Here is a 24,981-nt window from a genome sequence, read left to right as displayed (position 1 = left end):
TTTCTGTTACGCGTTTGCGCGCTGCCGTTTACCGCGCCCGCAGCGATGCGACCGCCAGCAGCGTCTCGCCGCTGATACCCGCCGAGCCGCTGCCATTAAACAGCATCATGATCGGATCGGTGGTGTTCTGTGCATTGTCGTACATGATGGTGAAGCGGGAGACGAGTTTCTTGACCTTTTCCGGGTCCTGAAAATCCTCGATGTCGAAATATTTCTTCATCATCGCCACCTGTGTATCGACCGGGGCGTTGCCGAGTTCATCGGGAATACCAAAGGTAGTGTTGATGAAATTCTGGATCGCGGTGTCGGCAAGGATGGAATAATAGGACGTCGTTCCTGCCGCCATGCGCTTGAAATAGAGCGCCAGGCGCACGCCGGCATTCTCTTCACCCGCCTGCGTTTCCAGCGTCTGCGTCAGGTAATTGTCCAGCGTCTCGTAAAGACCACGCCGCGTCTGGATCAAACTGCGGTCTTCGCGAAGGATATTGCCGTCCGTATCGAAGTTGAAGGCTGTGACGAGACGACGGAAGACCGGGTCCATCTCCTTGTTGACGTAGCTTTCGTTATCATCCAGCTTGGAAGAGAATATCTTTTCCAACTGTTCCTTTGTCACGCTTTTCGGATCGATGCCCAGCGATTCCATCGCAAATTTCGTCAGGCGATCATTGGCCAGGAATTCCTTGAACGTTTTGATCTTCTGCATCTCGGCGGTGAAATACTCCGCCTCTTTCTTGGCCGCTTCCTTGTCCTTCTCCGTGCCGAAAGCAGACTTCTTCTTGATATAATCGGCCGACATGGTCTGCATTTCGATTTCCGACTGAGCCAGAACGGGAGACCCCAGACTTCCGTCGGACTTGAAGTTGAAAAGATCCGCCAGCTTGACGTAGCGCTCGTCCTTCAGCGTATAGACGTAACTCTTCTTGTCCTGCAGGTCGCTGGTAAGGACCTTGCGGATATCGGCAACATTCACCTTAGCCGGATCGAGACCGACCGCCTTCAGTGCGTAGTTATAGACCGCGCTGCTGTCGAGAAAATCCTTGACGGATGTGACGCTTCTTATGTCGCTCTTGAACAGTTTGAGCGCATTCGCGTCGGCCGCGTCATCCTTGTCGTTATAATGGGTCATGTAGCCGTTGGTGGTGGTCGCGGTCTGCAACGTCGTCTGTGGCGTCGTGCCGGCGGCAAGCGTTCCGTCCGCCTGGAAGTTGAACGCATTTCTCATGGCGATGTAGCGCTTGTCGTTCTTGCCGAAGGTCGCGATGTAGTTGTTCGGGTCGCTCAGATCGCTGGTCAGAATATTCTCGATTGTCGCCGTCACGATCGTCACGTCGTTCAGGTCGAAAGCAACCTTTATATAGTTGAGAAGGCGCGCATCCGAGGTCAGTTCGTCCACGGTCTTGATCGAGCCGATCTTCGATTCGAAATAATCCCTGTTCAGGGTGGCGACCGTCGGCGTCACGCGCGGCGCGCTGGCGATATAGGCATCCGTCATCACTTTGACATTGTCAGCCTTCTGCGCTCCGCCGGCGGCCACCGTGCCGTCGTTCTTGAACTCGAAGGCAGCCGCAAGCTGTGCCATCTTGTTATATTGCGTGACGGTGTTGGACAGCGTCGTCTGCTCCGCCGTGATTGCGGCGAGCTTTGCTTCCCACTCGCTCTTCGGCGGCAACACGGCTTCAAGCTGCGTCAGCTGATCCTGCCTCGTCACCTTTTCCGCCTCGAGTGCCGTGCGCTGCTCGGCCGTCAGGTCCGTCCCCGCAAGCGAGGTGTCGATGGCGGTGATGCGGGCCGTGACCTGCCCGTGAAGTTCGATATTGCCCTTCATCGCCAGCTTTTCGACCGCGTCATTATAGGCGGCACCAAATTTCTGGTTGAGGTAGCTATCGGGATCGGCGATATCGCTCGTCATCAATCCGCGGATATGGGCATAGGTATAGGTCTTCTCATCGATGCTGAAGACCTGGAAAATATAGGCGCGGGTCCTGTCATTCTGCAGCAGCTGATCCACATTGGTGACCGAGCCGATGATCGCCTTGTAATAACGCGTTTCTTCAGAAAGGCTGTTATCAAGATCGGATATCGACGTACCGTAAAGCCCGATCATCTTGTCGAGCTGGGCCTCCGTCTGGACGGTCTTCGTTGACGCCGTGAAGTTGAAGGATGCGGCGAATTCGCGGTAGCGCTCATCCGTCAGCTTGTTGGCAAAGCTGTTCTGGTCGTTCAGATCGCTTTCCAGAACTTTCTTCATAAAGGCCTTGGCATAGGTCATCTCACCGAGACCGAAGGCATCCATGGCGTAGGAATAGAGCTGATAATTATTCAGGAACTCATCGACACTTTTCACATTGCCGATGTTTTCCTTGTAATATTTCGTCTGTCGCTCGATGAGACCCTGCTGCGCCACGCGCGAAATGCTCGTCTTCATATCGCGGTTGATGAGGTCGTAGCTGAGATACGTCGATACCATCTGAATGCCCTCTGAAACATCGCGCATCCCTTCGGGAGCATCGAGGTTCCGGTTATTAAATCCACCCAACACGCCCCATCCGGACGCACGGCAAGCCTTGGCAGGACTATGCATGACGCTCCTTGCCCGGAGCTTGAAAGAGCACATTTTCGGGGGTGATAAAAATCGCATTGTCTCAATCCGCTTTACGCAAACGAAACCATGCCACAGTGGGTTTTGCTAACCATTTGGGAATGCAAAGTTTTCTTAACCGCGATTTTTAAGCAGTCTCGAACATGCGGCGGATAATCTCCTGACATCAGAGGACGAAAAGTCCCGATGAGAAGACCGGAAACCGGCTCTCAGGTAAAACAAGGGTAGATTAAACATGACCAAGACCGTTCTGAAGCCCGACTGGGCCGTTGCCACACTCAGACTCGACCCGGCACGTTTTCCGCAACAGGTCACCTATGGAAAAGGCAACGGCGCGACCGACGTCGCCGTAACGCTCGATGAACGGGGCGCCGTTCTGAGAAAGGTTCTTTCCTCTTCCGGCCTGCCCTTGTCTTTCGCCCTGCCAGCCCGCGCCTTCAAGGGTGTCGCCGCCCGCGCCATCGACCATGGCGACGGCCAGGTGACCGTGACGCTGGAACTTCACCATGATGATCCGGACCTCTGCGTTCCGCTGCTGGTCGCCCACGATCTCTGCGATATCGCCGCCGACTGGCGCAGCTGGTCCGAAGCCTACCGCATTCCCATGCTGATGGTGGAAGCCGATGGCGTTGCCCGCCCGCTGGAAGAACATCTCGGCAAGGTGCGCACCCAGAATACCCGCCCGCGCCGTCGCCATTCCTATTTCGCGGATCGCCGCCCGCGCTTCCTCGTTCGCCGCTCCACCGGTTCTCTCGGCATGAGCATGAAGATCGAGGGCAAGGAAATCATCGCCCGCAGCTGATAATCTTCAGCGAAAACAAACCAAAAGCCCGGCGCGCGTAATGCGGCCGGGCTTTTTTGTATCTTGCTTTCCAGCTGCTTCACACCAGCAGAAGCGGCAGAATGAGGCCCGCGAAAATCATCACACCGACGCGGTTGTTGGATTTGAACAATACGAGGCATTGCTCGACGTCGTCGATATCCAGAACCCAGACCTGCCGGAACAGCATGATGGCTGCGGCAGCAAGGCCGCTATAGGCAATGACGTTAACACCCGCACCCCAGAAGGACAGGGCAATCATGACAAGGGCTGTGCCATAAAGAAAAACCAGCCAGCGATGTGTGTTTTCTCCAAACAGCAGGGCGGTGGAACCGATGCCTACCGCCGTGTCGTCTTCCTTGTCCTGATGGGCGTAGATTGTATCATAACCGATCGTCCAGGCGATGGAGGCGACATAAAGCAGGACAGCCGGCCAGGCGATGGAGCCGAACTGCCCGGCCCAGCCCATCAGCGCGCCCCAGGAAAAGGCAAGGCCGAGAAAAAATTGCGGCCAGTTGGTGAAGCGCTTGGCAAAAGGATAGATCGCTACGAAGATCAGCGAGAAGATGCCTGTCGCGATTGCGAAGCTGTTGAACTGCAAAAGCACCACAAATCCGGCAAGCGCCTGCAACACGATGAATATCTTGGCCTGCAGCCGGGTTACGCGGCCGGATGGCAACGGACGGGAGCGGGTGCGCGCCACGGCCATGTCGATCTTGTGGTCGGCCAGATCATTATAGGTGCAACCGGCACCGCGCATCGCCACCGATCCGATGAAAAACAGCGCCAGATGCCAGATCAGCGTGCCCCAGGAAAAGCCGCCACTCACCGTCGCGGCATTGGCCGCAAGGGCGGCGGACCAGAAACACGGCCACATCAACAATTGCCAGCCGATGGGGCGATCCCACCGTGCCAATTGCGCATAGGGCCAGAGGGACCTCGGCAAAATCCGATAGACCCAGTTGTTGGATGGCGCGTCGGAAACGCGGTCTGACAAATCGCTGTGGTGAACCATGGGATGGTTCTACAGCATTGGCGGGCGAATCGGAATGGATTTCAGCATTGGCCGCGCCCACAAAAAAGCCCCGCAGCTTTTGCGGCGAGGCTTTGCATCACCTTATTCGCGTCGCCTCAGGGCAGCGAGAAATTGAATTTGTAGCTTGCCTGAACACCGATGATGAACTGGTTCTTCGAACCACGCTCGCGCACCAGCGAACTGTCGGCGGCGTCGCCCGTCAGACGGCGATATTCCGCGAAGGAACCGACTTCGGCGTTTTCGGTGACTTTCCAGGTGATGGCGGCGCCGATACCGGCGGAATGCAGGCCGCCACCCGGGCTATAGGGCGAAGGCGCGCCGGCGGCTGTCTGCGCCGCGCTCACGCCGTAATAGCGCTCATTGTATTTGCTGCTGACCCATGTGGCGCGCGGGCCAGCGGAAATCTGGATGCCGGGGGCGATATCGGTAAAGGCATCGACGGAGACGTCACCAACCACGCCGCTGTGGCTGCGGATGCCCTGACGAACTTCGCCGCGCACGCGCAGCCAGTCGGTCGGATAGGCCTCGGCGAAACCACCAAGCTCGCCACCGCGCTTGATGCGGGTCATGCCCTTCAGATCGGAAGAATCGCCTTCGTCACGCGGGGATACGAGCTTGCCGGCCAGACCCATGCTGATCGGACCGTTATCCAGAAGCGAGATCGAGGCGCTGTCATTGCGCGAGGTGAAACGCGCGCCCTGCCCCTGACGTCCGAGCGAAATAATGGGCGAGAAGCCGAATTCGTTCTTGTTGTCGCCCTGATATTTCGGCGCAGTGAAACCCGCGCCGCCGAGCTTCAGATACCAGTCGCCAGAAAACCAGCCTTCGGCATGGGCATTGCCCACGGCAAAAAGCGACAGGACACAGGCGGCGACTGCCGCTGATGGCTTGAACATGAAAGAACCCCAGAAACGCAATACAGACAGGTGCCCGTAGAATTAGAGGGATTGTCTTTCCATTCCATTAACCAGCGCGGGATGAAAACTGGCGACGACCTCTTCCGTCATTCCGGCCTTGAGCCGGAATCCAGCCGACGCGCGTCGGCGCGGCGGAAAAACTCTTTTCAGCCCAAGGACTTGGGCTGGCTGGATGCCGGATCAAGTCCGGCATGACGGTGGAGAATGCCCAGGCCTTAGAACGTCACCTTCTCCAGCGGTGAACGGGTCTTTTCAAACTCCAGCAGCTTCGCCTCGTTCTGCGCAATGTAATCGCGATTATGCGGAACGGCATCGCGATCCTTGGCGAGCTGGATCTGGAAGATATGGAAATTTTCATGGGTGAAGGCCATTTCGGACCCCGCCAGATAAAATTCCCACATGCGGAAGAAGCGCTCGTCGTAAAGTGCGATCGCTTCGGCCTTGCGCGCCACGAAACGTTCACGCCAGTGCCGGAGCGTATGGGCGTAATGCATGGGCAGGATTTCGATATCCTTCACCAGCAGCCCGGACTTCTGGATCGCCGGCAGCACCTCGGCAAGCGAGGGAATATATCCGCCGGGGAAAATATATTTTTCGATGAAGGGATTGGTCGCCAGTGCCGGATAGGGCTGGCCGATGGAATGCAGCACCATCACGCCCTTATCGTCCAGCACCTCCGCCACCTTGTCGAAATAATCACGATAATGCGTCGGCCCGACATGTTCGAACATGCCGACGGAGACGATACGATCATATTTCTTCGAGGCCGGCAGATAACGGTAATCCTGCAATTCGAAACGGACATTGCCGGCAATACCGCGTTTTGCCGCCCGGTCGCGGGAAACACGCAGTTGCTCTTCGCTGAGCGTGATGCCCGTCACATCGGCACCGGCGCTTTCGGCGATATACATCGCCATGCCGCCCCAACCGGAGCCAATCTCCAGCACGCTCTGGCCCGGCTCGGTCATCAGCTTGGCAGCAATATGCCGTTTTTTGGCAACCTGCGCCTCATAAAGGCTGATACCAGGCGGGTTGAAATAAGCACAGGAATATTGCCAGTCCTCATCGAGGAAGAGGTCGAACAGCTTGGCGCTCAGATCATAGTGGTGGGCGACGTTGCTCTTGTTGTGATTGACCGGCAGATGCATCTTGATGCGGGCGGCGATGATGCGCGCCATGCCGCGCCAGACCATGCCAAAGGACAACGCCTCGCTCAGCGTATTGCCTTTGACCAGCGCCAGAAAGTCGTAAATATCGCCCTCGGCGATGGTCATACGGCCTTCCATATAAATTTCGGCGAGTTTCAATGCAGGATCGGCGGCGATCTCCTGCATGGCAGCTTCGTCGGTGAAATTCAGAACAACCCGTTTTCCAGTGCCGTCACCAAATGTGCGGCTGCCCTGCGGGCTGTGAACGGCAAGATCACCGATCTTGATTATCTTTTCGAGAAGAACATGCAGAGACGACGCCATGGCACCCCCAATTGCTAAGTCTCACTTATCAATTTTGCTGACCGTATTCCTTTCGGCACAAGTTTCAAGATAGTCTTATTTCAAAAAAATTGAACGATTTCATCAAATAAAAAGCCCCGCCGGGGTATCCGGCAGGGCTTTTCGGCAAAAAATCATTTCAACCCTAGGTCAGCGTCGCTTCATTGCCTCAGCCAAAGCCGCGGCAAGAGCACCACCGGATTGCGACCCCTCGTTGCGATCTTTCGGCTTGGATGTCGCGTGGCGCATGGCGCTGGCATTGCCTTTCTCGCGCATCGGCTGAGGTGCTGCCTCACCGCCATCCTTGCGCATGGTGAGACCGATGCGCTTGCGTTTCACATCCACTTCAACGACTCGCACCTTGACGACATCGCCCGCTTTGACGACCTCATGCGGATCCTTCACGAAACGGTCGGCAAGCTGCGAGACATGCACCAGCCCATCCTGATGCACGCCGATATCCACGAAAGCGCCGAACGCAGCAACGTTGGTGACGGTGCCTTCCAGCAACATGCCCGGTTTCAGATCGGTGATCTCGTCCACACCGTCTGCGAAGGTCGCGGTCTTGAAGCTCGGGCGCGGGTCGCGGCCGGGTTTTTCCAGTTCAGCGATGATGTCTTTGACAGTCGGCAGGCCGAATTGCTCGTCGATGAAGCGCTTCGGGTCGAGACCCTTCAGCGTGGCGCTGTCGCCCATCAGCGTGCGCAGGTCGCGGCCGCAAGCGGCAACGATCTTCTTCGCCACACCATAGGCTTCCGGGTGCACCGAAGACGCATCCAGCGGCTCCTTGCCGTTCGGGATACGCAGGAAGCCGGCGCATTGTTCGAAGGTACGCTGGCCAAGGCGCGGCACTTTCAGCAGCTCCTTGCGGCTGGCAAAGGGGCCGGTCTGATCGCGATGGGCGACGATGGCGTCGGCAATCGAGCTGCCAAGACCGGACACCCGCGCCAGAAGCGGCGACGAGGCCGTATTGAGATCAACGCCGACGGCGTTCACCGCATCTTCCACGACAGCATCGAGCGAGCGGCTGAGGCGGCCCTGATCGACATCGTGCTGATATTGGCCAACACCGATGGATTTCGGTTCGATCTTCACCAGTTCCGCCAATGGGTCCTGAAGGCGGCGGGCGATGGAGACGGCCCCGCGCAGCGAAACGTCGAGATTGGGGAACTCCGCCGCCGCCCGTTCCGAAGCGGAATAGACCGAAGCGCCCGCTTCCGAAACGATGACCTTGGTGGGTTTTGTGCCGGAAGCCGAAGCGGGCATCTGCGCCAGAAGATCGGCAACCAGCTTTTCCGTCTCGCGGCTGCCGGTGCCGTTGCCGATAGCGATCAGCTCGACATTGTGCTTGCGGATGAGCAAGGCGAGTTCCGCCTGCGTGCCGCGCACATCGTTCTTTGGCGGGAAAGGATAGACCGTCGTGGTCTCCAAGAGCTTGCCGGTGCCATCCACCACGGCCACCTTGACGCCGGTGCGGATGCCCGGATCGAGACCCATGGTGGCGCGGGAACCCGCCGGTGCAGCTAGCAGCAGGTCTTTCAGATTGCGGGCGAAAACGTTGATCGCCTCTTCTTCGGCCCGCTCACGCACTTCACGCATGAGATCGAGCGACAGCGACATGGAGAGCTTCACGCGCCAGGTCCAGCCCGCCACTTCCATCAGCCACTGATCGGCGGGGCCGGCATTGCGGATATCGAAGGCGGCAGCGACGGTGCGCTGGGCCGGCTTGACCGGCGACGGATCGTCAGCATCGACATCGATCGTCAGTGTCAGCACTTCCTCGTTCCAGCCGCGCAGCATGGCGAGCGCCCGGTGGCCCGGCACGGTTGCCCAGCGCTCGAAGTGGTCAAAGTAATCGGAGAACTTCTCGCCGGTCGCCTGTTTGCCGTCCACGACCTTGGCGCGGAAAATAGCGTTCTGGCGCATATAGTCGCGCAGCCGGCCGAGAAGATCGGCGTTTTCCGTCATGGTCTCGGCCACGATATCACGCGCGCCTTCAAGCGCTGCCTTCACATCCGCTACTTCGCCCTTGATATAGGCCTCTGCAAGCTTTGCCGGATCGCCAGCGCGGTTATCCCAGATGGCTTCGGCAAGTGGACCAAGGCCGCGTTCGCGGGCGATTTCCGCGCGGGTGCGGCGCTTGGGCTTATAGGGCAGATAAAGGTCTTCCAGTTCCGCCTTGGTGCCCGCCTGCATGATCTTGACCATCAACGCGTCGGTCATCTTGCCCTGACCGTTGATGGTCTCGACGATGGAGGCGCGACGCGCATTGAGTTCGCGCAGATAGACAAGGCGTTCCGCCAGCGTTCGAAGCTGGGTGTCATCGAGGCCGCCGGTCACCTCCTTGCGATAACGGGCGATGAAGGGAACGGTCGCGCCCTCGTCCAGCAAGCCCACCGCCGCCTTCACCTGATCGGGGCGGGCGTTGATTTCGGAGGCGATGAGCGTGGCGAGGCGGGCATTATCTGCGGTCATGAGGTTCTCTGATGTGGCGTCTGGAGCGGCGAACATAATGTCTGATTGTGGCGTGACAACAAGAGGCGGCAACGATTCCACAGGAAAGGCTGACTTCAAGGGAAAGACAGGCGATTCATCGTAGTGACTGCGGCGTCTCGAAAAGCAATTTCTGAGGCAGAACGGCACCATCCGCACACCGTCACCCCGGACTTGATCCGGGGTCCAGTGCGATCAAGTCGTTGATCGCAAAAGACTCCCTTCACGGCGCAGACGCGCCGTGGCTGGATGCCGGATCAAGTGTAACCCGCAATACCAGATGGCAGGAGTAGGCTTTAACCGGGAATAACTGGGAAAATCCGGGAACCTGCGGTTAAAGGCCTTATTTTCTCGGCACTCACGACATCATGAAGAAGGTCTTGAAGGGCCTTCCAAGGAAATCCGGCCGCAAGAACAAATGGCAGGCAACGCGGCCGGAACGAAATCAGAGCTTCCGGCCACTAGCTCTCACAGTGAGCGACTATACCACATCACGCGTCCAGCAATAGACAGCGCAGGAACCTCCGCCGAGGTGACTTCTTCGGGCGGATACACCGCATTGTCACTGATCAACTGCAGAGAGCCATTCATTCTCGGATGAACGCGCTTAACCAGCAGCATATTGCCATAGACGACGCAATAGATGCCATTGTCCCGCACTTCCGTCACCGATGTGTCGATCAGAAGGACATCGCCGTCGCGGATCGTCGGCTCCATGCTGTCGCCTCGCGCCGTAATGATGCGGGCGAATGACGGTTGAACACCGATCGACCTCAGCCACGCTGACTGAAATGCAATTAGTTCAACAGCTTGCTCTTGCAGTGCAAGAGCACCGAGGCCCGCCGAGGCCTGAATATCTAGGCGTGGAACCAGTGTCAGATCGGTACTGTGCTCTGCGCCGAATGACTTCACCTCAAGTGTCATCACCGGGCCGTCCGGCCCATGCACGACAATATCAGGTTCATACGAGCCTGATCGGCCGTGCATGGGCCCGCGATTGGCCGCGAGCCAGTCAAGCGTGACATCGGCGGCATCGGCAATCTTTATGAGCTTATCCAGCCCCGGCATCGAACCATCGAGATACTTTCGCAGCATCGAATCGCTGATGTCCGCCTTTTTTGAAAAGGCATGGACTGATTCGAACTTTGCGATCGCCGTTTCCAACCGTTCTGCGAACGTTGTTCCCATTATAGTGTAACTCTGACCGTGGGTCAGACTTCAAAATTTCGTTTTGCTGTCGAGCAAAACGCAATGAAATCAATGGCCTGACCTCAATTCACACCATAATTGGAAAAATTAAAGTCTGACGCGCACCATAAGCGCAATCGGCTTTACTTTTTCGCACTATGGTGCGAATATGTGTTGCAACAAAGTTTGAACGCCAACCCCCAACCAAACCGACCTTTTGCCGAAGGTCAGAAAAACAGGGAGCAATCATGACGACCACAAAGAAGTGGGATCGGGCAGCCATCAAAGCGGAACTCTTACGGCAGAATAAAACTCTGACCGGAATAGCTCGCGATGCTGGCCTTTATTCCAGTGCGTGCCGTGCGGCGGTTCTCGGGGCAAGCCGTCCCGGCGCTGAGGCTTTAGCCAAGGCGCTGGGCGTGCCTTTCCGCGAGATGTTTCCCGACAGCTACACGCTTGGTCGTCACGACCGAGGCGACACTAGCAGCAACACGAGCGGCAACACCAGAGCAAAAAAGTCGTCGAAGTCTGACGGCGCGCAGAACGCCGCCTGATGTTTTCGTCAGGCCGCGCAACCTTTCCTGACAATCCAGAGTGCCACATGCAGATTGAACTTCTGTCTCCCCAACTGATCGACGTCTCCTCCGACGCGAAAAAAGTCTCCCCTGACGCCATTCAGGCGTTGGCCGAAAGCTTCCAACAGATCGGGCAGCGCGTTCCGGTCGAGGTTATCGCCGGTGCCGAGGGGCGATATCGCCTCGTCTTTGGTGCCAAGCGCCTTGCCGCAGCCACATCGCTGGGCATCGACATATCCGCCATCGTTCGCCAATCGGACGAATTTGCGAACGACGCTCAAATCCGCCTGACCGAGATTTCCGAAACCCTCTATCGCCACGAACTGACAGCGCTGGAACACAGTGTCGACGTTGCCGACTGGTGCGCGATCTGGCGGGCTGCAAACCCGGTCCGGCGCGGCCCGAAGCCAAAGCAGGAATTAAGTGCAGACTCTGCACTAAACTCCGATGACGAGGCAATCGAGACAGCCGCCGCGTTCTCCGGCACTTTCAGCGAGGCGGCACAGCGCTTCCTCAAGATCAGCCGCCGCAATGTTTTCAACGCCCTCAAGATCGCCGGTATTCCGGCCGACCTGCGGGAGCGTATCGCACTGGATGACGGCTTGGCCGACAACCAGCAGAGCCTTCTGGATATCGCTGGCCAGCCCTATGAGCGCGCCGCTCGTATCGTAGAATTGCTCATTTCCGGCGAGGCGACGAACTATGCCGATGCCATCGCGATCATCGACCAAGTTCCCCGCGCCAATCCACTGGCGGCATGGGAAAAGCTTAACGACCGCTTCACGCGGATGAAGCCCACCGAACAGGACGCATTCTTCTCCCTGAACGAGGCTTCCATCATGCGTTGGGTTGCCGAGCGTAGGGCCGCTCGCCGATGAGCAAACGCCGCGACCCTCTCACAAAGGACCTTTTCGAGTGGACGCCGCCGCAGGTGGCAATCCGCTACGAAGAAGGCGTGACCGGTCGCGGCCCGCTCGACAATCGTATTTCCCGCCTCATCGCCCGCGCCCTGCGCGATGCCCGCGATGACGGCTGGCAGCGGTCAGAGATCGCCAGCGCCATGAGCAAATATCTCGGACGCACGATCTCAAGCGCGATGCTCGACAAATGGGCCTCGGAAGGCAGCGGCGAACACCGCATTCCGCTCGATGCCTTCATCGCGCTTGTCCACGCCACCAAAGCCAAGGAGCTGCTCGGTTTCGTGCCGGGCGAGTTCGGTCTCACCGTCATCGAGGACGAATACGCCGAGATGATCGAGGACCAGCTCCTTGAGGATCACATCAAGGAAATGGAGGCGCTGAGAGCAGCTCGCGCCGTAAGGAAGAGAGCACGCCGATGAATATAGCCAGCAGCATCGCGCCATTCCTGCAGTTCGTCTGCCGTGTCGCGAAAAGCCAGATCGTAAAAGACGTTTCCGCCTTGTGGGCAGTCACCTGTTTCATCCTCGGAATGATCTATTTCTCGCAGGTCGCCACGGCGCTTGTCCTCATCGTGAGGGCGACACGTTGAACACGATTCCTTTTACCTCCGAAAAACGCCACCTGAAGGAATGGCTGACCGCCCGCGAGATTGCGGCGGAAGCGCTGCCCGGCTTGCCCACCAGCGAAAGCGCTGTCATCCGCTTTGCCCGCCGAGAGGACTGGCAGGCAGTTCCGTCACTCTGCCGCAATCGCAACGGCGTCGGCGGCGGTCTGGAATATCATTATCGCCTGTTTCCCACGCTCGCACAGGTGGCCTATGTGCAGCGTTATATGGTGGTAGGCAGCGAGCCAATAGTGTCCGACGCCGAGCCGGAAACACCAGCCTCGGCGGCGATGACCGATCGCGCCCGGCGCGAACGTGATGCCCGCTTGGCTGTTGTCGCCGCCTTCGAGACCTTCTCAAAAGGCCTTAAGATATCGGTGCAGGCCAGCATGTTCATCTTCTGCGACCGGTGGAACATGAACATGATCCAAGCAGACGCTTGGGTGAAGGACATCCTGCCGCAGATTTCGCAGCGGTCGGTTTTCCGGTGGCGCTCCGCCAAACAGGCTGGTGCAAAGGACAAGCTCGCCGTCGATCGGTCGGAAGCGCGCAAGGGTAAGGGCTTGCTCGAAACTGCCAATTTCGGTGAGGTTCGCCGCTTCATTCTCGCTTGGATAGCAGCCAATCCTGCCCTGTCTGCCGATGTCATTCGCGGTTACTGCGAGCATCATTTTGGCTCGGAGCTGACAGATCGTAACGGCGAGCTGAAACCTCTTCCACCGCCACGCACGTTCCAGCATTTCATTGCTCAGTTGAAAGCTGATGAAAAGGTCGTGCTCACCAAGATCACGAACCCGGATCAATTCCGGTCGACCATGAAGCTGTCCGGCACCGGTACCTACCGTCATATTGATGAGCCTAACGCCTTGTGGATGATCGACGCTTCTCCGGTCGATGCCCTCTGCCTAGATGGCCGTCATTCGCTGTATGCCTGCATCGACATCGCCACGCGTCGGCTGGTCATCACCCTTTCGAAAACCCCACGTGCATCCGCCGTGGGCTTGATGATGCGTAAAGCAATCCTGAAATTAGGCACCGCCAAGGTCGTAAAGACGGACAATGGCAGTGATTTCGTTGCCGTTTCGATCAAGCGTCTCTTTGCCGATCTCGATATCGAACCGGATGTTTCCGATGCCTATTCGCCAGAGCAGAAAGGCCACGTCGAGCGCGTCATCAAAACGTTCCAGCATGAGGTCTGCCCGCAGCTCCCCGGTTATATCGGCCATTCTGTTGCGGATCGGAAAGCGATCGAAGGTCGCAAATCGTTCGCGCAACGCCTTGGCGCTGACGAGAAGGAATTGTTCGAAGTCGCCCTGACCGCCGAGCAGCTCCAGCGCCATATCGATGACTGGCTGGAATATGTCTATCACGAGCGTGAACACGGTGGCCTGAAAGGCCGCTCCCCCAACGAGGTTGCCGCCGCGTCAACGGCCAAGATCACACGTGTTGATGAGCGCGCACTGGATGCATTGCTGATGCCCGTCGCTGGCAAGAATGGCCATCGTGTCATGCAGAAGCGCGGTATTCAGAACGATGGATTCTACTATCTCGCCGGTTCCATCATGGTCGGCACCGATGTGTTCTGCCGCCTCGATCCGCTCGATATGGGCCGCATGTACGTCTTCGACGGCGAAACCGGCCGGTATCTCGATGTCGCTATCTGCCCGGAACTCTCTGAGGTTAATCCGCAGGCTTACGTCAAGGCGCAGAAACAGATTGCCGCTGACCTCCTCCGCGAGAAGGAACGCGAGATCAAGGCCGATCTCCGAGAGTTGAAAAAAGGTCCTTCCGGCATCGAGCGCACGATCGAGCTTGCCAAGAAAAAGAAGGCGGAACGCGCAGCCGGGGCTGCCAACGTCATCCAGTTGCCCAAGCGCGAACAGCAGCTCAACACGCCCGCCATTGCCGCCGCACTGGAGGCCATGACCGCGCCGAAGGTGCCGCAGCCCGCCACGCTCAATGAGAAGGCGGCGGAAATTCATGCCGCCATCGTCCGCGAGGCCGAGCTGAAGGGCAGTTCCACAGTCATTCATCTGGACCCGGACGCGGCACTTTCCGACAGCGCCCGCATGTTCAAGTGGGCGCAGGCCATCGAGGCGCAGATCGCCTCCGGTGTCGTCATTGATGACGCCATGGCGGGCAAGCTCGCCCGCTACAAGGCCAGCGCCGATTACCAGACGCGTCGGGATATTTTTGAAGATTTCGGGATCGACGCCGCACTGCGCGGCTAGGTCAAGAAAAAGGGGCCGACTGCCATCGACCCCTCTGCATTGCAATAAATACGAGGATCAAAATGACGACACAACCGATGAAAGTCAATGGCGACACAGCCCCGATCAAGAACGTCACTACGGCGCTTACCCTTGTCCGGTCGCTGCAGAACCGCCATCCCCTGCAACCGAACCTTGGTGTGCTGGCCGGTTATTCCGGTTATGGCAAAAGCGTAGCGGCGCTCTATTGCCAGAACAAGACCGGCGCAGCCTATGTCGAAGTGCGCGATACATGGACCCGCGCCAAGCTGCTGCGCTCGATCCTCTTTGAACTCGGCGTCTACCAGCCACGCGGCACGCTGTCCGACATGGAAGACGAGGTCATCGGCCTTCTTTGCCGCGATCCGCGCCGCCCGCTCATCATTGATGAAGGCGATCTGCTCATCAAAAAGAACCTGATCGAGCTGGTGCGCGGCATTGCCAAGGCCAGCGGCGTTCCGGTGATGTTGATCGGCGAGGAGCTGTTCCCGAAGAAACTGGAACATGTCGGCGACCGCTTCCGCGATCTTGTCCTCGATACGAAATATGCCCATCCCTGCGACATGGAAGATGCCCGCACGTTGGCGCGGACGTTCTATCCGAAGCTGTCGATTTCGGATGACCTGCTCGAAAAGGCCAGAACCGAGGGCGAAGGTCGTGTCCGCCGCGTCGGCAACTCCCTGCATAACATTGCCGAGGCGGCTGCGAGGATGGGCCTTAGCTCGATCGACCTTGCGGCCTACGAGGGCGGTAACGGTCTGTTCTCGCGCTCGCGTCTGCCCTCCAGAAAGGAGGCAGCATAATGCGGCTCACTCCGATCGCTCTCAAGATCGCCGTTGCCAAGGGCCAGCGCGTCCTGACAGGCCGGGATCATTACTGGAAGCTGATGATGGACGCAGAAATGCGAAAGCAGCCCTTCAGCGTGGACGATATCTTCGGCCTGTCCAACAACCGCAGCCGCCTGCAGATATCGGAATTTCTCGACATGCTGGAAAAGGCGGAGATCATCCGCCGCACCGGCGAGTTGAACCCCCGTGGCATGGCCTTGTACCGTGTCGCTGCCCGCCAGTCTGCCACGCCGATGTTCAAACGTGACGGCACGCCGATCGGCGACCAGATCACGGCGCGACAGGCGCTCTGGAACGCCATGCGCTCGCCGTTCTTCAGGAACGGCTTCAAGCTGATCGACATTTCCGTTCACGCCTCGACGGACACCGTACCGGTCGCGCAGCGTTCGGCCCGGCTCTATATTTCCTGCCTCCTGCGGGCCGGATATTTGATCGTGCTGCAGAAGGGTACCCGCACAGAGCCGACGATCTGGCGACTTGTTCAGAATACCGGCCCGGCCGCGCCGAAGCTCCTGAAAACCCAATGCGTCTATGACCCGAACGCCGAGAAGATTTTCGGCGAGCCGGAAACTGTCGAGGTCGAACCATGACCCCGACAAAGCCCAAGCCCGACAATCTGGAAAAAGCCCGTACCGCATGGGGCGAGCAGCCCCCGGAATGGATCATCGCACTGGCGGAAGCCTGCAACGCCGAGAACCAGACGGCGATCGGCAAACGCATCGGCTATGCCGGTTCGACCGTCAGCCAGCTTCTTTCGAACAGCTATCCCGGCGATGTCGGCCGCATCGAGCAGCTCGTGCGCGGCGCTCTGATGTCCGAAACCGTGCGTTGCCCGGTCCTGCAGGAGATCGGCCGGGATATCTGCCTCGGCTGGCAGCGCCGCCCCTTCAGCACCGCCAGCGCCAACGCCGTCCGCATGCATCAGGCCTGCCGGAATAATTGCCCTCACAGCCGCATAAAGGAGACGAACAGTGAGCCAGTCTAATCTTCTTTCAGAGCGTTTGCGCGAAACCCGCAACCTGATCGCCGACTATCGGCACGGAGGCGTCGTCCTGTCCAGCGAGCAGGTAGAGCTGCTCGTGCAGTGCCTCGACGGCTGCGCGGAAACAGCCAGAGATTTGGAAATCTTTGTGCGTGATTTCCAGATGGTCAGCCGGGAAGCCCTCGACAGGCTTGTTCCGCCCGCCAGCGCCACGGTCCTGCACATGATGCGTCCTGGCACAAACGTTGTGCCGTTCCCGCGCTCTCCGCACACCTCCTGAAACCGCCTTCGAAGGGCGTTCGAGCGCCCTTCCAATTCCCTTTTAGAACTGAGGAAACGACCTTGAAAAACGCATTGAAGACGAAAACGAAAGCCATCTCCCGCGTACCGCAGAACCGTGAAGACGCCATTTTTGCAGTCGGCCGGATTGGTGTCTTGCGCCGCTCCATCGCAGCGCAGAAGGCGCTGGCTGACGAAGCCATCCGCCTTGTCGGTGAGAAGTTCGAGGCCGACACTGCTGCGATGCTCGAAGAGCTGGCTGAACATGAGCGCGGCGTACAGACCTATTGCGAAGCTAACCGCCTTGCCCTGACCAATGACGGCAAGGTGAAATACCACGATTTCGGAAACGGCCGGATCAACTGGCGCTCCCGCCCGCCGAAGGTATCCATTCGCGGCGTCGAGGCCGCGATCGAGGCATTCAGGAAACTTGGCCTGAGTGCGTTCATCCGCACTCGCGAGGAACTGAACAAGGATGCCATGCTCGCCGATCCCGACAAGGCCCGCCTCGTCAACGGCGTGACGATCTCATCCGAGGGCGAGGATTTCGTGATCGAACCCGCCGAACTCGAAACCTCTGCGTTGAACTGAGGGCGGGCCGATGAAGAATATCCGCGTAGAAAACCCCGCCACACCGGAGGCCTTCATTCAGGCCATGAATGAATTGGGTATCTCCTTTCCGTTGACATGCTCTCAGCGGGACATGGGTGTTCTGCTGGATGCAGATGGTGATGAGCTTCTCACCATCGATTCCGCTGGCGCCATGCCCGACGACACCGTCGCGCTGCTTGCCGCAAACATCGTCATGGTGCTGAACAACGCTGCCGGCCATGTCGCCATTGCCGCGATCGTCCCTCTTGAGCAAGGGAACGCAGCATGACCAGCTTTGCCATCTCCGTAGGGACTGACCCGAACGTACTCCGCGTGACGCCGACCGATGACGGTTTCGGCATCTTTCCAGACGAGGCAGCTGCCGCCGCCCGGCTGATTGCCATGGTGGATGAGCGCATGCATGAGCTTCGCAAGTCGGCCGCCCACGCCCGGCGCATCTTGCGTGCCGTCAAGAAGAAAGGCGGTGCGGCATGAGCGAGCTTCACCTGTACGACAATCTTTTTGATGCGGAAGCCAGAGTTGCCGCCATCTACATGATCGAAGCGCTTGGCGACCCTGACAGCCCGCCAGACTGGCTGCAGGATTTCGTTGACAATACCGATTTGCCGGATGTCCGCGCTATTCTTGAAGCCCATCCAGAGCTTGCCGACGCGATCGATATGAACAAGTTCGAGGACTGCAAGGAGCAGGCGAGCGCGCTCATGGAACGCTGGTCGCTAGTCGGCCGAAAAGGGCTGATTGTCAAAGCTGAGATATGCGTTCGGCGATATCGGGCTGGCACCACAATCTTCTCCAGCGGATGGGGCCACCTCAGATGGCGATGGTTTACCGTAGATGATTTGGACTTGATCGTTCCGACGCTTCTGGGGATCGCCAGCGGGCAACATCATAACTCGATGGTCGAAGGCCAAGCGGCATGACGAGCATCTACTTCTCCGACGCCACCCTGAAATCCTTCTCCGCCGCCACCAAGGGCGGAAAGTCCACGATCAAGATCGAGATCGAGACGGCCGATCGCTACCAGATGGCCAGCATTCTCAACCAGCTCGATGAGATCGAGGCCGAACAGAAGGCAGCGAAAACGCCTCGTAAGGCCCCCTCCAAGAAGACGGATGCGCCCTTGCTGGCGCTGCCCGCTCCCCGGAAACAACTGACCTATCACGGTGACGATCATGAATGACCCTATCGCCAAGGCGAAGGCCGAGGAGGTCCGCCAGTCGCAAATACTCGCTGATGCGATCCACAAGGCCATTATCGAGACCGGCGAACAGTTCGAGGTGCCGATCCTGAATGCAGTTGGTGGCGCGCTTGCCACCAATATTGCTGAAGTTCTGGCGTCGATCTCCGATCGCCGTCACCGGAAGATGTTCCGTGACCAGCTCGATCGCGCCGTTTCTCTCGCGCTTGCGCAGGCCGCCACGAGGCCGATGGCCCATGTCGAGACGATTGTCATCGGAGGGGCGCGGCAATGACGGCGCTGCTGTTCGTGGCCTTCATTCTTCTTCTTGTTGTTTGCGATCTCTTGGGAGCCGACCGATGACAGATATCGAAAACCATGCCCTTTCTGATGAGCAGGTAGCAATTGCCCTGAAGATCATCGGCGTCATCCAGCCTCATAGCGCCGACAATGTCATAACCGCGATGGTGTCCATCATCTCGCATGCGATCAGCCAGTCGGGCGACCCTGTTGGCAATGCGGAGTTCTGGGCGAATACCCTTCGGGAGACCGTCCACTATGCCCGCGAGAATGGCGATCGCCCGTATAGCGGAGGGTCGATCCAGTGAGGCTGTTCCCTGATGTCTGGTGTTTTGGTGACCTGCCGCCGTTCTCTTTCGACTTCATCATGGCCGACCCGCCGTGGCTTTACAAAGTGCGATCGGAAAAGGGCGAAGGCAAATCCGCGCAGGCTCATTACAAGTGCATGCCGCTGGATAAGATCAAGGCCATGCCCGTTCTCGATCTTGCGTCGGAAAACTGCCTGCTCTGGCTCTATGCCACCAACCCGATGCTGTTTCAGGCCTACGAGGTTTTGACCGATTGGGGCTTCGATTTCGTCACGGCAGGTTCTTGGGAAAAGATCACCAAGAACGGGAAGCAGGCGTTTGGGCCGGGCTACGTACTACGCACATCTAACGAACCATACCTCATCGGAAAACGCGGCGAGCCGAAAACCACGAAATCCGTCCGTTCCTCCTTTGCCGGTGTGGTCCGTGGCCACTCCCGCAAACCCGAGGAAGGCTATCGGCACGCTGAAAAACTGATGCCGAACGCCCGGCGTCTTGAGCTTTTCAGCCGGACCAACCGCAAGGGCTGGACGGTATGGGGTGATGAAACCGGAAAATTTGGAGAAGCAGCATGAGCATTCAACGTGCGATTTTTGGCGGTTTCCGCCAGCTCGGTATCACTGAGGAAGACGCGCAGCGCGCCATCTACTCTCGCGTGACAGGACAACCTCGCCTGTCCCTGATGAACGCGCAGCAACAGGACGCTGTCGTGAAGGAACTGCGCCGCCTCGGTTACAAGCCGAAGGCAGTGCGCCGCAATGGCCGCCGTCGCCTCGACGGCCGCTATGCGCCGAAGATGCAATCGCTGTGGATCGCGGCCTACAATCTCGGCATTGTCGAGGACCGCGAAGACAGGGCGCTGGAGGCGTTCGTCAAACGCCAGACCGGTCTCGACAGCGGCCGGTGGGTCAACAACGCCGACGATGCCAGAGCGGTTGTCGAAGCCCTGAAAAGCTGGATTGCCCGCGAGGCCGGTGTGGTGTGGGGCGATCGCAAGCCCTGCGAGGCATACACCATGCGCTACGGTTACAAGATCGCGATCGCGCAGCACGCCATGCTGAAATCCATGCTCTGCGACGGCTTCTGGCCTTCGGTGACCGGCATTCTCGATCAGGAGATCACCTATCGCGCCGTGACCGACAAGGAATGGATCACGGTCATGGATTATTACGGCAAGCTCATTCGTGGCCGCCGTGCACCGAAGACGAAGGCGAGCGCGTGATGGTCGCCTACGGTTTCAAATCCTTCTTCAGTGGCCAGATCGAGAGCGGCCACAAGCGGCAGACGGTACGCGGTGACCGCGCCCGTCATGCCCGGCCGGGCGAGCGCGTGCAGCTCTACGAGGCCATGCGCACCAAGTATTGCCGCAAGATCGTCGCCGATCCGGTCTGCACCCATGTGGTGCCGATTGAGATCGTGGTGAGCGACCTGATCAACGAGCTGATCGCCAGCATCGTCATCGGCGGTGTCCATCTGCACCGGACAGAGGTCGAGGCGTTCGCCCGCCGTGACGGCTTTGCGCCCGAGCTGCTCGGCAACAGCTATCCGGTCAAGCTCTACGGCCGAACGGCGCGAGAGACGATGGGCCGGTTCTGGATCGCCAATCATCCCGGCGTCTCCAAGTTCACCGGCGTCCTGATTCGCTGGCAACCGGAGGCACCGACGCCATGAACCGGGACGTCTCTCCCATGACCGTCATGCCGCTCTTCGGCTGGCCGGAGCAGCGGGAGATAGACGTTCTGCAGACGAAGCGGGACGAACTGGCGGCACGCGCCGCCAAGCTCCCGAGATTTTCACACAAACGCCTAGAGCTGGAAGTGCGGCTGAAAGCCTTGACCGAAGAACAACTGAGATTATCGAGCAGGATCAATCATGGAAGATGACCGTTTCGCCCATCTGCCCGTGGTCATGCGCGAGATCGCCGAGGTTGCCGGTCTGGAAGCCGCATGGGCAATCGTTCAGGCGCAGGGCGGCCGTGTGGCCTATATTCCGGCGAAGGCCGTGCCGGGCCATTGGCTGACCGAGCTGGTCGGCATCGAGGCCGCCGCCAAAATATGCAATTTCTACAAGGCAGGCGATTCCGGCTACCGTATTCTGGTCCCGATTGCCAAGGACGCCGCGAAGCGGTTAAGATTGGTCAAGGCACTGGCTGACGGCATGTCGGCCCCGGATGCTGCAGCCGCCGCTGGCATGCATGTGCGCTCAGCCTTTCGCGCCCGCAAGCGCATGAAGCACAGCGACGACGATCAGGGCAGTCTTTTCTGAAGAAACATAGGCTGGCACTGACAGTGTCAGGGGCGCGACGGCACAACCTTTGAAGCACATTTGAACGGATTTCAACGAACCGTTCAAGGTGCTTTTTTTATGTCTCCCAACGTCAGTCCGAAAGGACGGAAATTCATCTACGGACACGAAGGCGTCGTCCTGAAAGCCTATCGTGACGTTGTCGGCGTGTGGACGATCGGCCCCGGCCTGACCGCTGCCTCCGGTGTCATCACGCCCAAGGCGGGCATGACGATTACTTCCCAAAAATGCGATGAGCTGTTCGATCTCGCTGTCGGACACAACTATCTGCCCCGCGTGGTGAAAGCGCTCGGTGCGAATGTCAGCCCTTTCGCGATCGACGCGGGCGTCTCTTTCGACTGGAACACCGGCGCAATCCACAAGGCCTCTTGGGTAAAATCCTTCCTTGCCGGGAAAAAGGACGAGGCCCGTCAGCGCCTCGGCCTCTGGAACAAGGCAGGCGGCAAGGTCCTGCGCGGCCTGACGCGCCGCCGTGCTGAAGAAGCGAACATCCTGTTGCTCGGTAAATATCCCGCCGACATCGAGGCGGCATCCGTGATCATTCCCGACACGGCCCGGTTTGCTGTTTTTGTGGTGTCGGTGACGACGCCGGAAATCGAGGAGGTCAGAACCGGTCTCACCAGTATCGGTTTTGATGCTGGTGTCGTGACCGGCAAAATCCTCCGATCGGCGGTTGAAGGCTTCCAGAAAGCCTACAATCTCACGGTCGACGGCAAGATCGGCAGGGCAACCCTGTCCACCCTGCAGCGCGAAGTGGATGCCCGACGCAAGGCAAAGAGCGGTGCGGTAACGACCGCTGCCAGCACCACCGTCGCGGCAGGCGATCAGGCCGTCAGCACTGTCACCACGCCAGCGCCCGCCGATCCGACTTCCGTTGTACCGGATCATCTCGCTTCATGGATCGGTGGCGGCATCGCCGTGATCGCCGTCGCCTATCTCGCATGGCAGGCGTACCAGTACCGTGACATCATCGCCGTGCGCGTGGCCGACAAGGCCCCGCGTCTTGCGAACTGGCTGCGGAGCTTCTGACATGAGCGCAGCCATAACCTCCATTCTTATCGGGGCCGCCGCGAAAGTCGGCGCTCCCATCGTCAAGGGCGTGCTGGAAAAGCACGTTGGCGGGCTTGCCGGCACGTTGGCCGGAACCGTTGTCGATCAGGTTGCCGAGCGCCTCGGTGTCGAGCCGGAGGCCCTGCCGTCCGTCGATCAGACTGAGCTTGGCGACGCCGTCAGCGAGGTCAACGCCAATATGCCGGAGCTGATCGCCCTCTATGAAAAGGGACTTCAGGGACAGTTCGCGCTCCTCCAGGCCGAGCAGGCCGAGGGCTTCTGGCAGAGCGCGTGGCGCTGGGGCTGGATGTACCTGCTCGCCTTTCTGTGGATTTGCGCGTTCCTGCTTTTCCCGGTTCTACGCGTCTTCGGCGTCTATATCGACCCGATCGACAGCGCCACGCTGATGACGCTGACCGGCTGGTTTATCAGCCTCTACATGGGCGGCCACACGCTGAAGGAATTCGGCAAGCAGGCGGTCGAGGCCGTCAAGACTTGGAAGCGCACTCCATGAATTTCGGTGGAAATGCTGCTTTTGAGCAGGCCGAATTGCGCGCCGAACAGGAACGGGAGGCCGCGATCGCCGACGCCTCCCGCACCTTGCGCGGCCCCGGCACCATGCAGTGCGAGGATTGCGGCGGCGATATCGCCCGCGAACGCCGCCTCGCATTGCCATCCGCCACACGCTGCATCGTCTGCCAGACCATGCTGGAGAGATCGCGAGTATGACCACCGCAGAAATAGCCCTTTATTGCAGCCTTGCCCTCTCCGCCATTGCGATATTTGGACACGTGAAAGGCTGGATGAACACGGGCGAGAAGCAACTGACAGAAGATGTCGCTGCCCTGAAAAAACAACAGGCGGCCGATGTTGCGGCGCTGAAAAGCGAAGACGAGTCGCACGAGAAAAAGCTGATCGAACACGACCGCCGCATCCAGTCGGTCGAGAGCGACATGAAATATCTGCCCGACCGGGAAAGCCAGCACCGGCTGGAGCTGGCGCTCGAAAAGGTGAACGGGCGTCTCGACACCCTCAATGAAACCCTCAAGCCGATCAAGGCGAACGGCGAGGCTATGAACGAACTGCTGTTGGAAAGGGCGCGACAGGCCAATGTCTGATATCGGTGTGGATTGGGCGCGGATGCGCCGCGAGCGTGCACGGCTCATCATCCTGAAGGCGCTTGCCGAGCAGGTGAATGGTTCCTTGGACAGCAGCATGATCGAAGAAATCATGCCGAGCTTTGCCATCCGGGAAACACGCCTCTGGATACACGAGCAGATGGAGTATCTGGCGGAACGGGACGCGGTGACGCTCACCAAGGCCGGAACGGTCATGATTGCCACGCTCAATAAACGTGGCCGCCGCCATCTTCAGCGCGACATTGCTATTGAAGGCATCCTGCGCCCCTCCGAGCCGGGTGAATGACCATGGGTCGCGGTCGTCTATCCGGCATTGAGCTGTTGCCTGAAGCCTGCGCGGATGTTGTCGCATGGGCCGCCGAGGAACTTCAGAAGCGTGAGCGAACGCAGACGGAAATCTTTGAGGAGTTCGTCGGCAAGCTTGAGGCGCTCGACCAAGAATACCGGGGCGAGCTGGAATTCACCATTCCCTCATTCTCGGCCTTCAATCGCTATTCGATCCGCCTTGCAACGCTGACCCAGCGCCTCAACCAGACGCGGGAAATCGCCACGACGCTTGCCAGCAAGTTCGATGCCGCCGCCTCCGACGATCTCACGTTGATCGCCTCCGAGGCGATCAAGACGCTGGTGTTCGAGCTGGTGACGGCCGGAGGCGAGGCCGGGTTCGATCCCAAGGGCGCGAAGGCTCTTGCCGACGCCCTGTTTTCGGCAACCCGTGCGCAGGGCGTCTCGACGGCCCGGCGTCAGAAGGTCGAGGCCGAGTTTTCCAAGAAGGCCGAGAACGTCATCGACAAGGTATCGAAGGAAATGGGCCTTTCGTCCGAGCGCGTTGCGCAGCTGCGCCGTGACTTCCTCGGCGTGCGGCCGGAACACAAGACGGAACCCGAAACCGTCACCACCAGAGGATCGCAGGAATGATGGAAGCTGCCCGCCCAGAGCCGTGCAGCCGGTGCGGTGGCGTCGGGCAGGCTGTCAAACGCATCAACCGTCGCCGGGACGGCACGATCTCCAGCGTCGTCTATGATCTGAAGGTGATCTGCAAGCCGTGCAAGGGCAGCGGCCTTGCCTGCATGGAGGTGCGTCGTGACTGA

At 59.0% G+C, this 24,981-nt stretch carries 35 protein-coding genes; 29 read left to right on the top strand and 6 right to left on the bottom strand.

Annotated features, from left to right (window positions below):
• Positions 1–28: 28 nt before the first annotated feature.
• Entirely contained in the window at positions 29–2,467 is a 2,439-nt protein-coding gene (locus AKG12_RS01435; protein ID WP_052817846.1) for a DUF1217 domain-containing protein, read from the bottom strand.
• A 367-nt stretch (positions 2,468–2,834) separates the two neighbouring features.
• Between AKG12_RS01435 and AKG12_RS01430 the strand changes: the two genes are divergently transcribed.
• A complete protein-coding gene (locus AKG12_RS01430) occupies positions 2,835–3,401 on the top strand; it encodes a DUF6101 family protein (protein WP_046800659.1) in 567 nt (188 codons plus the stop codon).
• 79 nt (positions 3,402–3,480) lie between these two features.
• Here the strand turns inward: AKG12_RS01430 and ubiA are convergent, their stop codons facing one another.
• From ubiA to AKG12_RS29035, 5 genes are all read right to left on the bottom strand, one after another.
• On the bottom strand, positions 3,481–4,434 hold the full coding sequence (gene ubiA / locus AKG12_RS01425) for a 4-hydroxybenzoate octaprenyltransferase (RefSeq protein WP_052817307.1): 954 nt from the start codon (positions 4,432–4,434) through the stop codon (positions 3,481–3,483).
• Between the two features lie 116 nt (positions 4,435–4,550).
• Complete coding sequence (locus AKG12_RS01420; RefSeq protein ID WP_046800743.1) at positions 4,551–5,351, bottom strand: MipA/OmpV family protein; 801 nt, start codon at positions 5,349–5,351, stop codon at positions 4,551–4,553.
• A gap of 236 nt (positions 5,352–5,587) precedes the next feature.
• Positions 5,588–6,844, bottom strand: coding sequence for a cyclopropane fatty acid synthase (locus AKG12_RS01415; RefSeq protein WP_052817305.1), 1,257 nt, complete (start codon positions 6,842–6,844; stop codon positions 5,588–5,590).
• A gap of 168 nt (positions 6,845–7,012) precedes the next feature.
• Positions 7,013–9,337, bottom strand: a complete 2,325-nt coding sequence (locus AKG12_RS01410; protein ID WP_052817303.1) for a Tex family protein — start codon at positions 9,335–9,337, stop codon at positions 7,013–7,015.
• Between the two features lie 486 nt (positions 9,338–9,823).
• On the bottom strand, positions 9,824–10,519 hold the full coding sequence (locus AKG12_RS29035; RefSeq protein WP_197283285.1) for a LexA family transcriptional regulator: 696 nt from the start codon (positions 10,517–10,519) through the stop codon (positions 9,824–9,826).
• 272 nt (positions 10,520–10,791) lie between these two features.
• On the opposite strand from AKG12_RS29035, the gene AKG12_RS01400 reads away from it, so the two are divergent.
• The 28 genes from AKG12_RS01400 to AKG12_RS30045 all read left to right on the top strand — a co-directional run bounded on the left by AKG12_RS01400 (position 10,792) and on the right by AKG12_RS30045 (position 24,981).
• The gene (locus tag AKG12_RS01400; protein ID WP_052817301.1) at positions 10,792–11,097 is read left to right on the top strand and encodes a helix-turn-helix domain-containing protein; all 306 of its coding nucleotides are present in this window, start codon (positions 10,792–10,794) and stop codon (positions 11,095–11,097) included.
• A 47-nt stretch (positions 11,098–11,144) separates the two neighbouring features.
• Positions 11,145–11,996, top strand: coding sequence for a ParB/RepB/Spo0J family partition protein (locus tag AKG12_RS01395; protein WP_197283284.1), 852 nt, complete (start codon positions 11,145–11,147; stop codon positions 11,994–11,996).
• On the top strand, positions 11,993–12,457 hold the full coding sequence (locus tag AKG12_RS01390) for a hypothetical protein (RefSeq protein ID WP_052817297.1): 465 nt from the start codon (positions 11,993–11,995) through the stop codon (positions 12,455–12,457). The genes AKG12_RS01395 and AKG12_RS01390 overlap by 4 nt, the downstream gene beginning before the upstream one ends.
• Entirely contained in the window at positions 12,454–12,627 is a 174-nt protein-coding gene (locus tag AKG12_RS30055) for a hypothetical protein (RefSeq protein ID WP_156316010.1), read from the top strand. The genes AKG12_RS01390 and AKG12_RS30055 overlap by 4 nt, the downstream gene beginning before the upstream one ends.
• Positions 12,624–14,873 (top strand): DDE-type integrase/transposase/recombinase, encoded by a 2,250-nt coding sequence (locus AKG12_RS01385; protein ID WP_285277701.1) that lies wholly within the window; start codon positions 12,624–12,626, stop codon positions 14,871–14,873. Before AKG12_RS30055 ends, AKG12_RS01385 begins: the two co-directional genes overlap by 4 nt.
• Before the next feature lie 62 nt (positions 14,874–14,935).
• A complete protein-coding gene (locus tag AKG12_RS01380; RefSeq protein ID WP_082178648.1) occupies positions 14,936–15,694 on the top strand; it encodes an AAA family ATPase in 759 nt (252 codons plus the stop codon).
• Positions 15,694–16,329, top strand: a complete 636-nt coding sequence (locus AKG12_RS01375; protein ID WP_052817293.1) for a hypothetical protein — start codon at positions 15,694–15,696, stop codon at positions 16,327–16,329. The genes AKG12_RS01380 and AKG12_RS01375 overlap by 1 nt, the downstream gene beginning before the upstream one ends.
• Positions 16,326–16,724 (top strand): hypothetical protein, encoded by a 399-nt coding sequence (locus AKG12_RS01370; protein WP_052817290.1) that lies wholly within the window; start codon positions 16,326–16,328, stop codon positions 16,722–16,724. Before AKG12_RS01375 ends, AKG12_RS01370 begins: the two co-directional genes overlap by 4 nt.
• Positions 16,711–17,001, top strand: coding sequence for a hypothetical protein (locus tag AKG12_RS30050; protein WP_156316009.1), 291 nt, complete (start codon positions 16,711–16,713; stop codon positions 16,999–17,001). The genes AKG12_RS01370 and AKG12_RS30050 overlap by 14 nt, the downstream gene beginning before the upstream one ends.
• 62 nt (positions 17,002–17,063) lie before the next feature.
• Positions 17,064–17,591, top strand: coding sequence for a host-nuclease inhibitor Gam family protein (locus AKG12_RS01360; RefSeq protein ID WP_082178647.1), 528 nt, complete (start codon positions 17,064–17,066; stop codon positions 17,589–17,591).
• A gap of 10 nt (positions 17,592–17,601) precedes the next feature.
• Positions 17,602–17,880 carry a hypothetical protein gene (locus AKG12_RS01355; RefSeq protein ID WP_052817282.1) on the top strand — a complete coding sequence of 93 codons (279 nt, stop codon included), beginning with the start codon at positions 17,602–17,604 and terminating at the stop codon, positions 17,878–17,880.
• Positions 17,877–18,086 carry a hypothetical protein gene (locus AKG12_RS01350; RefSeq protein WP_052817279.1) on the top strand — a complete coding sequence of 70 codons (210 nt, stop codon included), beginning with the start codon at positions 17,877–17,879 and terminating at the stop codon, positions 18,084–18,086. The genes AKG12_RS01355 and AKG12_RS01350 overlap by 4 nt, the downstream gene beginning before the upstream one ends.
• The gene (locus AKG12_RS01345; protein WP_052817277.1) at positions 18,083–18,532 is read left to right on the top strand and encodes a hypothetical protein; all 450 of its coding nucleotides are present in this window, start codon (positions 18,083–18,085) and stop codon (positions 18,530–18,532) included. The genes AKG12_RS01350 and AKG12_RS01345 overlap by 4 nt, the downstream gene beginning before the upstream one ends.
• A complete protein-coding gene (locus tag AKG12_RS01340; protein WP_052817275.1) occupies positions 18,529–18,792 on the top strand; it encodes a hypothetical protein in 264 nt (87 codons plus the stop codon). The genes AKG12_RS01345 and AKG12_RS01340 overlap by 4 nt, the downstream gene beginning before the upstream one ends.
• A complete protein-coding gene (locus AKG12_RS01335; RefSeq protein WP_052817273.1) occupies positions 18,785–19,084 on the top strand; it encodes a hypothetical protein in 300 nt (99 codons plus the stop codon). The genes AKG12_RS01340 and AKG12_RS01335 overlap by 8 nt, the downstream gene beginning before the upstream one ends.
• 64 nt (positions 19,085–19,148) lie before the next feature.
• Positions 19,149–19,397, top strand: a complete 249-nt coding sequence (locus AKG12_RS01330) for a hypothetical protein (protein WP_052817271.1) — start codon at positions 19,149–19,151, stop codon at positions 19,395–19,397.
• Positions 19,394–19,972 (top strand): MT-A70 family methyltransferase, encoded by a 579-nt coding sequence (locus tag AKG12_RS01325; protein ID WP_052817269.1) that lies wholly within the window; start codon positions 19,394–19,396, stop codon positions 19,970–19,972. Before AKG12_RS01330 ends, AKG12_RS01325 begins: the two co-directional genes overlap by 4 nt.
• Positions 19,969–20,619, top strand: a complete 651-nt coding sequence (locus tag AKG12_RS01320) for a regulatory protein GemA (protein WP_052817267.1) — start codon at positions 19,969–19,971, stop codon at positions 20,617–20,619. The genes AKG12_RS01325 and AKG12_RS01320 overlap by 4 nt, the downstream gene beginning before the upstream one ends.
• Positions 20,619–21,068: a hypothetical protein gene (locus AKG12_RS01315; RefSeq protein WP_052817265.1), complete on the top strand. Its 450-nt coding sequence runs from the start codon at positions 20,619–20,621 to the stop codon at positions 21,066–21,068. The genes AKG12_RS01320 and AKG12_RS01315 overlap by 1 nt, the downstream gene beginning before the upstream one ends.
• Positions 21,065–21,280: a hypothetical protein gene (locus AKG12_RS01310; RefSeq protein WP_052817262.1), complete on the top strand. Its 216-nt coding sequence runs from the start codon at positions 21,065–21,067 to the stop codon at positions 21,278–21,280. The genes AKG12_RS01315 and AKG12_RS01310 overlap by 4 nt, the downstream gene beginning before the upstream one ends.
• Positions 21,270–21,662 (top strand): helix-turn-helix domain-containing protein, encoded by a 393-nt coding sequence (locus AKG12_RS01305; RefSeq protein WP_052817260.1) that lies wholly within the window; start codon positions 21,270–21,272, stop codon positions 21,660–21,662. The genes AKG12_RS01310 and AKG12_RS01305 overlap by 11 nt, the downstream gene beginning before the upstream one ends.
• A gap of 99 nt (positions 21,663–21,761) precedes the next feature.
• A complete protein-coding gene (locus AKG12_RS01300; RefSeq protein WP_052817258.1) occupies positions 21,762–22,730 on the top strand; it encodes a glycoside hydrolase family protein in 969 nt (322 codons plus the stop codon).
• Position 22,731: 1 nt separating this feature from the next.
• Positions 22,732–23,265, top strand: a complete 534-nt coding sequence (locus AKG12_RS01295) for a hypothetical protein (RefSeq protein WP_052817255.1) — start codon at positions 22,732–22,734, stop codon at positions 23,263–23,265.
• Positions 23,262–23,480, top strand: a complete 219-nt coding sequence (locus AKG12_RS01290; RefSeq protein WP_052817252.1) for a TraR/DksA C4-type zinc finger protein — start codon at positions 23,262–23,264, stop codon at positions 23,478–23,480. The genes AKG12_RS01295 and AKG12_RS01290 overlap by 4 nt, the downstream gene beginning before the upstream one ends.
• Positions 23,477–23,869: a DUF2730 family protein gene (locus AKG12_RS01285; RefSeq protein ID WP_052817249.1), complete on the top strand. Its 393-nt coding sequence runs from the start codon at positions 23,477–23,479 to the stop codon at positions 23,867–23,869. The genes AKG12_RS01290 and AKG12_RS01285 overlap by 4 nt, the downstream gene beginning before the upstream one ends.
• Positions 23,862–24,176, top strand: a complete 315-nt coding sequence (locus AKG12_RS01280) for a VpaChn25_0724 family phage protein (protein ID WP_052817246.1) — start codon at positions 23,862–23,864, stop codon at positions 24,174–24,176. The genes AKG12_RS01285 and AKG12_RS01280 overlap by 8 nt, the downstream gene beginning before the upstream one ends.
• Positions 24,173–24,808: a DUF3486 family protein gene (locus tag AKG12_RS01275; protein WP_052817243.1), complete on the top strand. Its 636-nt coding sequence runs from the start codon at positions 24,173–24,175 to the stop codon at positions 24,806–24,808. Before AKG12_RS01280 ends, AKG12_RS01275 begins: the two co-directional genes overlap by 4 nt.
• A complete protein-coding gene (locus AKG12_RS30045) occupies positions 24,805–24,981 on the top strand; it encodes a hypothetical protein (RefSeq protein WP_156316008.1) in 177 nt (58 codons plus the stop codon). Before AKG12_RS01275 ends, AKG12_RS30045 begins: the two co-directional genes overlap by 4 nt.

It is taken from the genome of Agrobacterium sp. SUL3 (genome assembly GCF_001263295.1).
Lineage (GTDB): Bacteria > Pseudomonadota > Alphaproteobacteria > Rhizobiales > Rhizobiaceae > Agrobacterium > Agrobacterium tomkonis.
Note: the sequence above shows the minus strand (reverse complement) of the source record. Positions and strands in the feature narration are given on the sequence as shown.

What these genes read in the sequence shown, in the direction of transcription:
- AKG12_RS01345 (WP_052817277.1), top strand. Translation starts at nt 18,083, where the DNA reads ATGAGCGAGCTTCACCTGTACGACAATCTTTTTGATGCGGAAGCCAGA.
- AKG12_RS01280 (WP_052817246.1), top strand. Translation starts at nt 23,862, where the DNA reads ATGTCTGATATCGGTGTGGATTGGGCGCGGATGCGCCGCGAGCGTGCA.
- ubiA (WP_052817307.1), bottom strand. Translation starts at nt 4,434, where the DNA reads ATGGTTCACCACAGCGATTTGTCAGACCGCGTTTCCGACGCGCCATCC.
- AKG12_RS01420 (WP_046800743.1), bottom strand. Translation starts at nt 5,351, where the DNA reads ATGTTCAAGCCATCAGCGGCAGTCGCCGCCTGTGTCCTGTCGCTTTTT.
- AKG12_RS01290 (WP_052817252.1), top strand. Translation starts at nt 23,262, where the DNA reads ATGAATTTCGGTGGAAATGCTGCTTTTGAGCAGGCCGAATTGCGCGCC.
- AKG12_RS01375 (WP_052817293.1), top strand. Translation starts at nt 15,694, where the DNA reads ATGCGGCTCACTCCGATCGCTCTCAAGATCGCCGTTGCCAAGGGCCAG.
- AKG12_RS01275 (WP_052817243.1), top strand. Translation starts at nt 24,173, where the DNA reads ATGACCATGGGTCGCGGTCGTCTATCCGGCATTGAGCTGTTGCCTGAA.
- AKG12_RS01330 (WP_052817271.1), top strand. Translation starts at nt 19,149, where the DNA reads ATGACAGATATCGAAAACCATGCCCTTTCTGATGAGCAGGTAGCAATT.
- AKG12_RS01430 (WP_046800659.1), top strand. Translation starts at nt 2,835, where the DNA reads ATGACCAAGACCGTTCTGAAGCCCGACTGGGCCGTTGCCACACTCAGA.
- AKG12_RS01410 (WP_052817303.1), bottom strand. Translation starts at nt 9,337, where the DNA reads ATGACCGCAGATAATGCCCGCCTCGCCACGCTCATCGCCTCCGAAATC.
- AKG12_RS01305 (WP_052817260.1), top strand. Translation starts at nt 21,270, where the DNA reads ATGGAAGATGACCGTTTCGCCCATCTGCCCGTGGTCATGCGCGAGATC.
- AKG12_RS01315 (WP_052817265.1), top strand. Translation starts at nt 20,619, where the DNA reads ATGGTCGCCTACGGTTTCAAATCCTTCTTCAGTGGCCAGATCGAGAGC.
- AKG12_RS01415 (WP_052817305.1), bottom strand. Translation starts at nt 6,844, where the DNA reads ATGGCGTCGTCTCTGCATGTTCTTCTCGAAAAGATAATCAAGATCGGT.
- AKG12_RS01435 (WP_052817846.1), bottom strand. Translation starts at nt 2,467, where the DNA reads ATGGTATCGACGTATCTCAGCTACGACCTCATCAACCGCGATATGAAG.
- AKG12_RS30055 (WP_156316010.1), top strand. Translation starts at nt 12,454, where the DNA reads ATGAATATAGCCAGCAGCATCGCGCCATTCCTGCAGTTCGTCTGCCGT.
- AKG12_RS01295 (WP_052817255.1), top strand. Translation starts at nt 22,732, where the DNA reads ATGAGCGCAGCCATAACCTCCATTCTTATCGGGGCCGCCGCGAAAGTC.
- AKG12_RS01285 (WP_052817249.1), top strand. Translation starts at nt 23,477, where the DNA reads ATGACCACCGCAGAAATAGCCCTTTATTGCAGCCTTGCCCTCTCCGCC.
- AKG12_RS01395 (WP_197283284.1), top strand. Translation starts at nt 11,145, where the DNA reads ATGCAGATTGAACTTCTGTCTCCCCAACTGATCGACGTCTCCTCCGAC.
- AKG12_RS01355 (WP_052817282.1), top strand. Translation starts at nt 17,602, where the DNA reads ATGAAGAATATCCGCGTAGAAAACCCCGCCACACCGGAGGCCTTCATT.
- AKG12_RS01400 (WP_052817301.1), top strand. Translation starts at nt 10,792, where the DNA reads ATGACGACCACAAAGAAGTGGGATCGGGCAGCCATCAAAGCGGAACTC.
- AKG12_RS01310 (WP_052817262.1), top strand. Translation starts at nt 21,065, where the DNA reads ATGAACCGGGACGTCTCTCCCATGACCGTCATGCCGCTCTTCGGCTGG.
- AKG12_RS30045 (WP_156316008.1), top strand. Translation starts at nt 24,805, where the DNA reads ATGATGGAAGCTGCCCGCCCAGAGCCGTGCAGCCGGTGCGGTGGCGTC.
- AKG12_RS01340 (WP_052817275.1), top strand. Translation starts at nt 18,529, where the DNA reads ATGACGAGCATCTACTTCTCCGACGCCACCCTGAAATCCTTCTCCGCC.
- AKG12_RS01300 (WP_052817258.1), top strand. Translation starts at nt 21,762, where the DNA reads ATGTCTCCCAACGTCAGTCCGAAAGGACGGAAATTCATCTACGGACAC.
- AKG12_RS01335 (WP_052817273.1), top strand. Translation starts at nt 18,785, where the DNA reads ATGAATGACCCTATCGCCAAGGCGAAGGCCGAGGAGGTCCGCCAGTCG.
- AKG12_RS01350 (WP_052817279.1), top strand. Translation starts at nt 17,877, where the DNA reads ATGACCAGCTTTGCCATCTCCGTAGGGACTGACCCGAACGTACTCCGC.
- AKG12_RS01380 (WP_082178648.1), top strand. Translation starts at nt 14,936, where the DNA reads ATGACGACACAACCGATGAAAGTCAATGGCGACACAGCCCCGATCAAG.
- AKG12_RS01320 (WP_052817267.1), top strand. Translation starts at nt 19,969, where the DNA reads ATGAGCATTCAACGTGCGATTTTTGGCGGTTTCCGCCAGCTCGGTATC.
- AKG12_RS01370 (WP_052817290.1), top strand. Translation starts at nt 16,326, where the DNA reads ATGACCCCGACAAAGCCCAAGCCCGACAATCTGGAAAAAGCCCGTACC.
- AKG12_RS01390 (WP_052817297.1), top strand. Translation starts at nt 11,993, where the DNA reads ATGAGCAAACGCCGCGACCCTCTCACAAAGGACCTTTTCGAGTGGACG.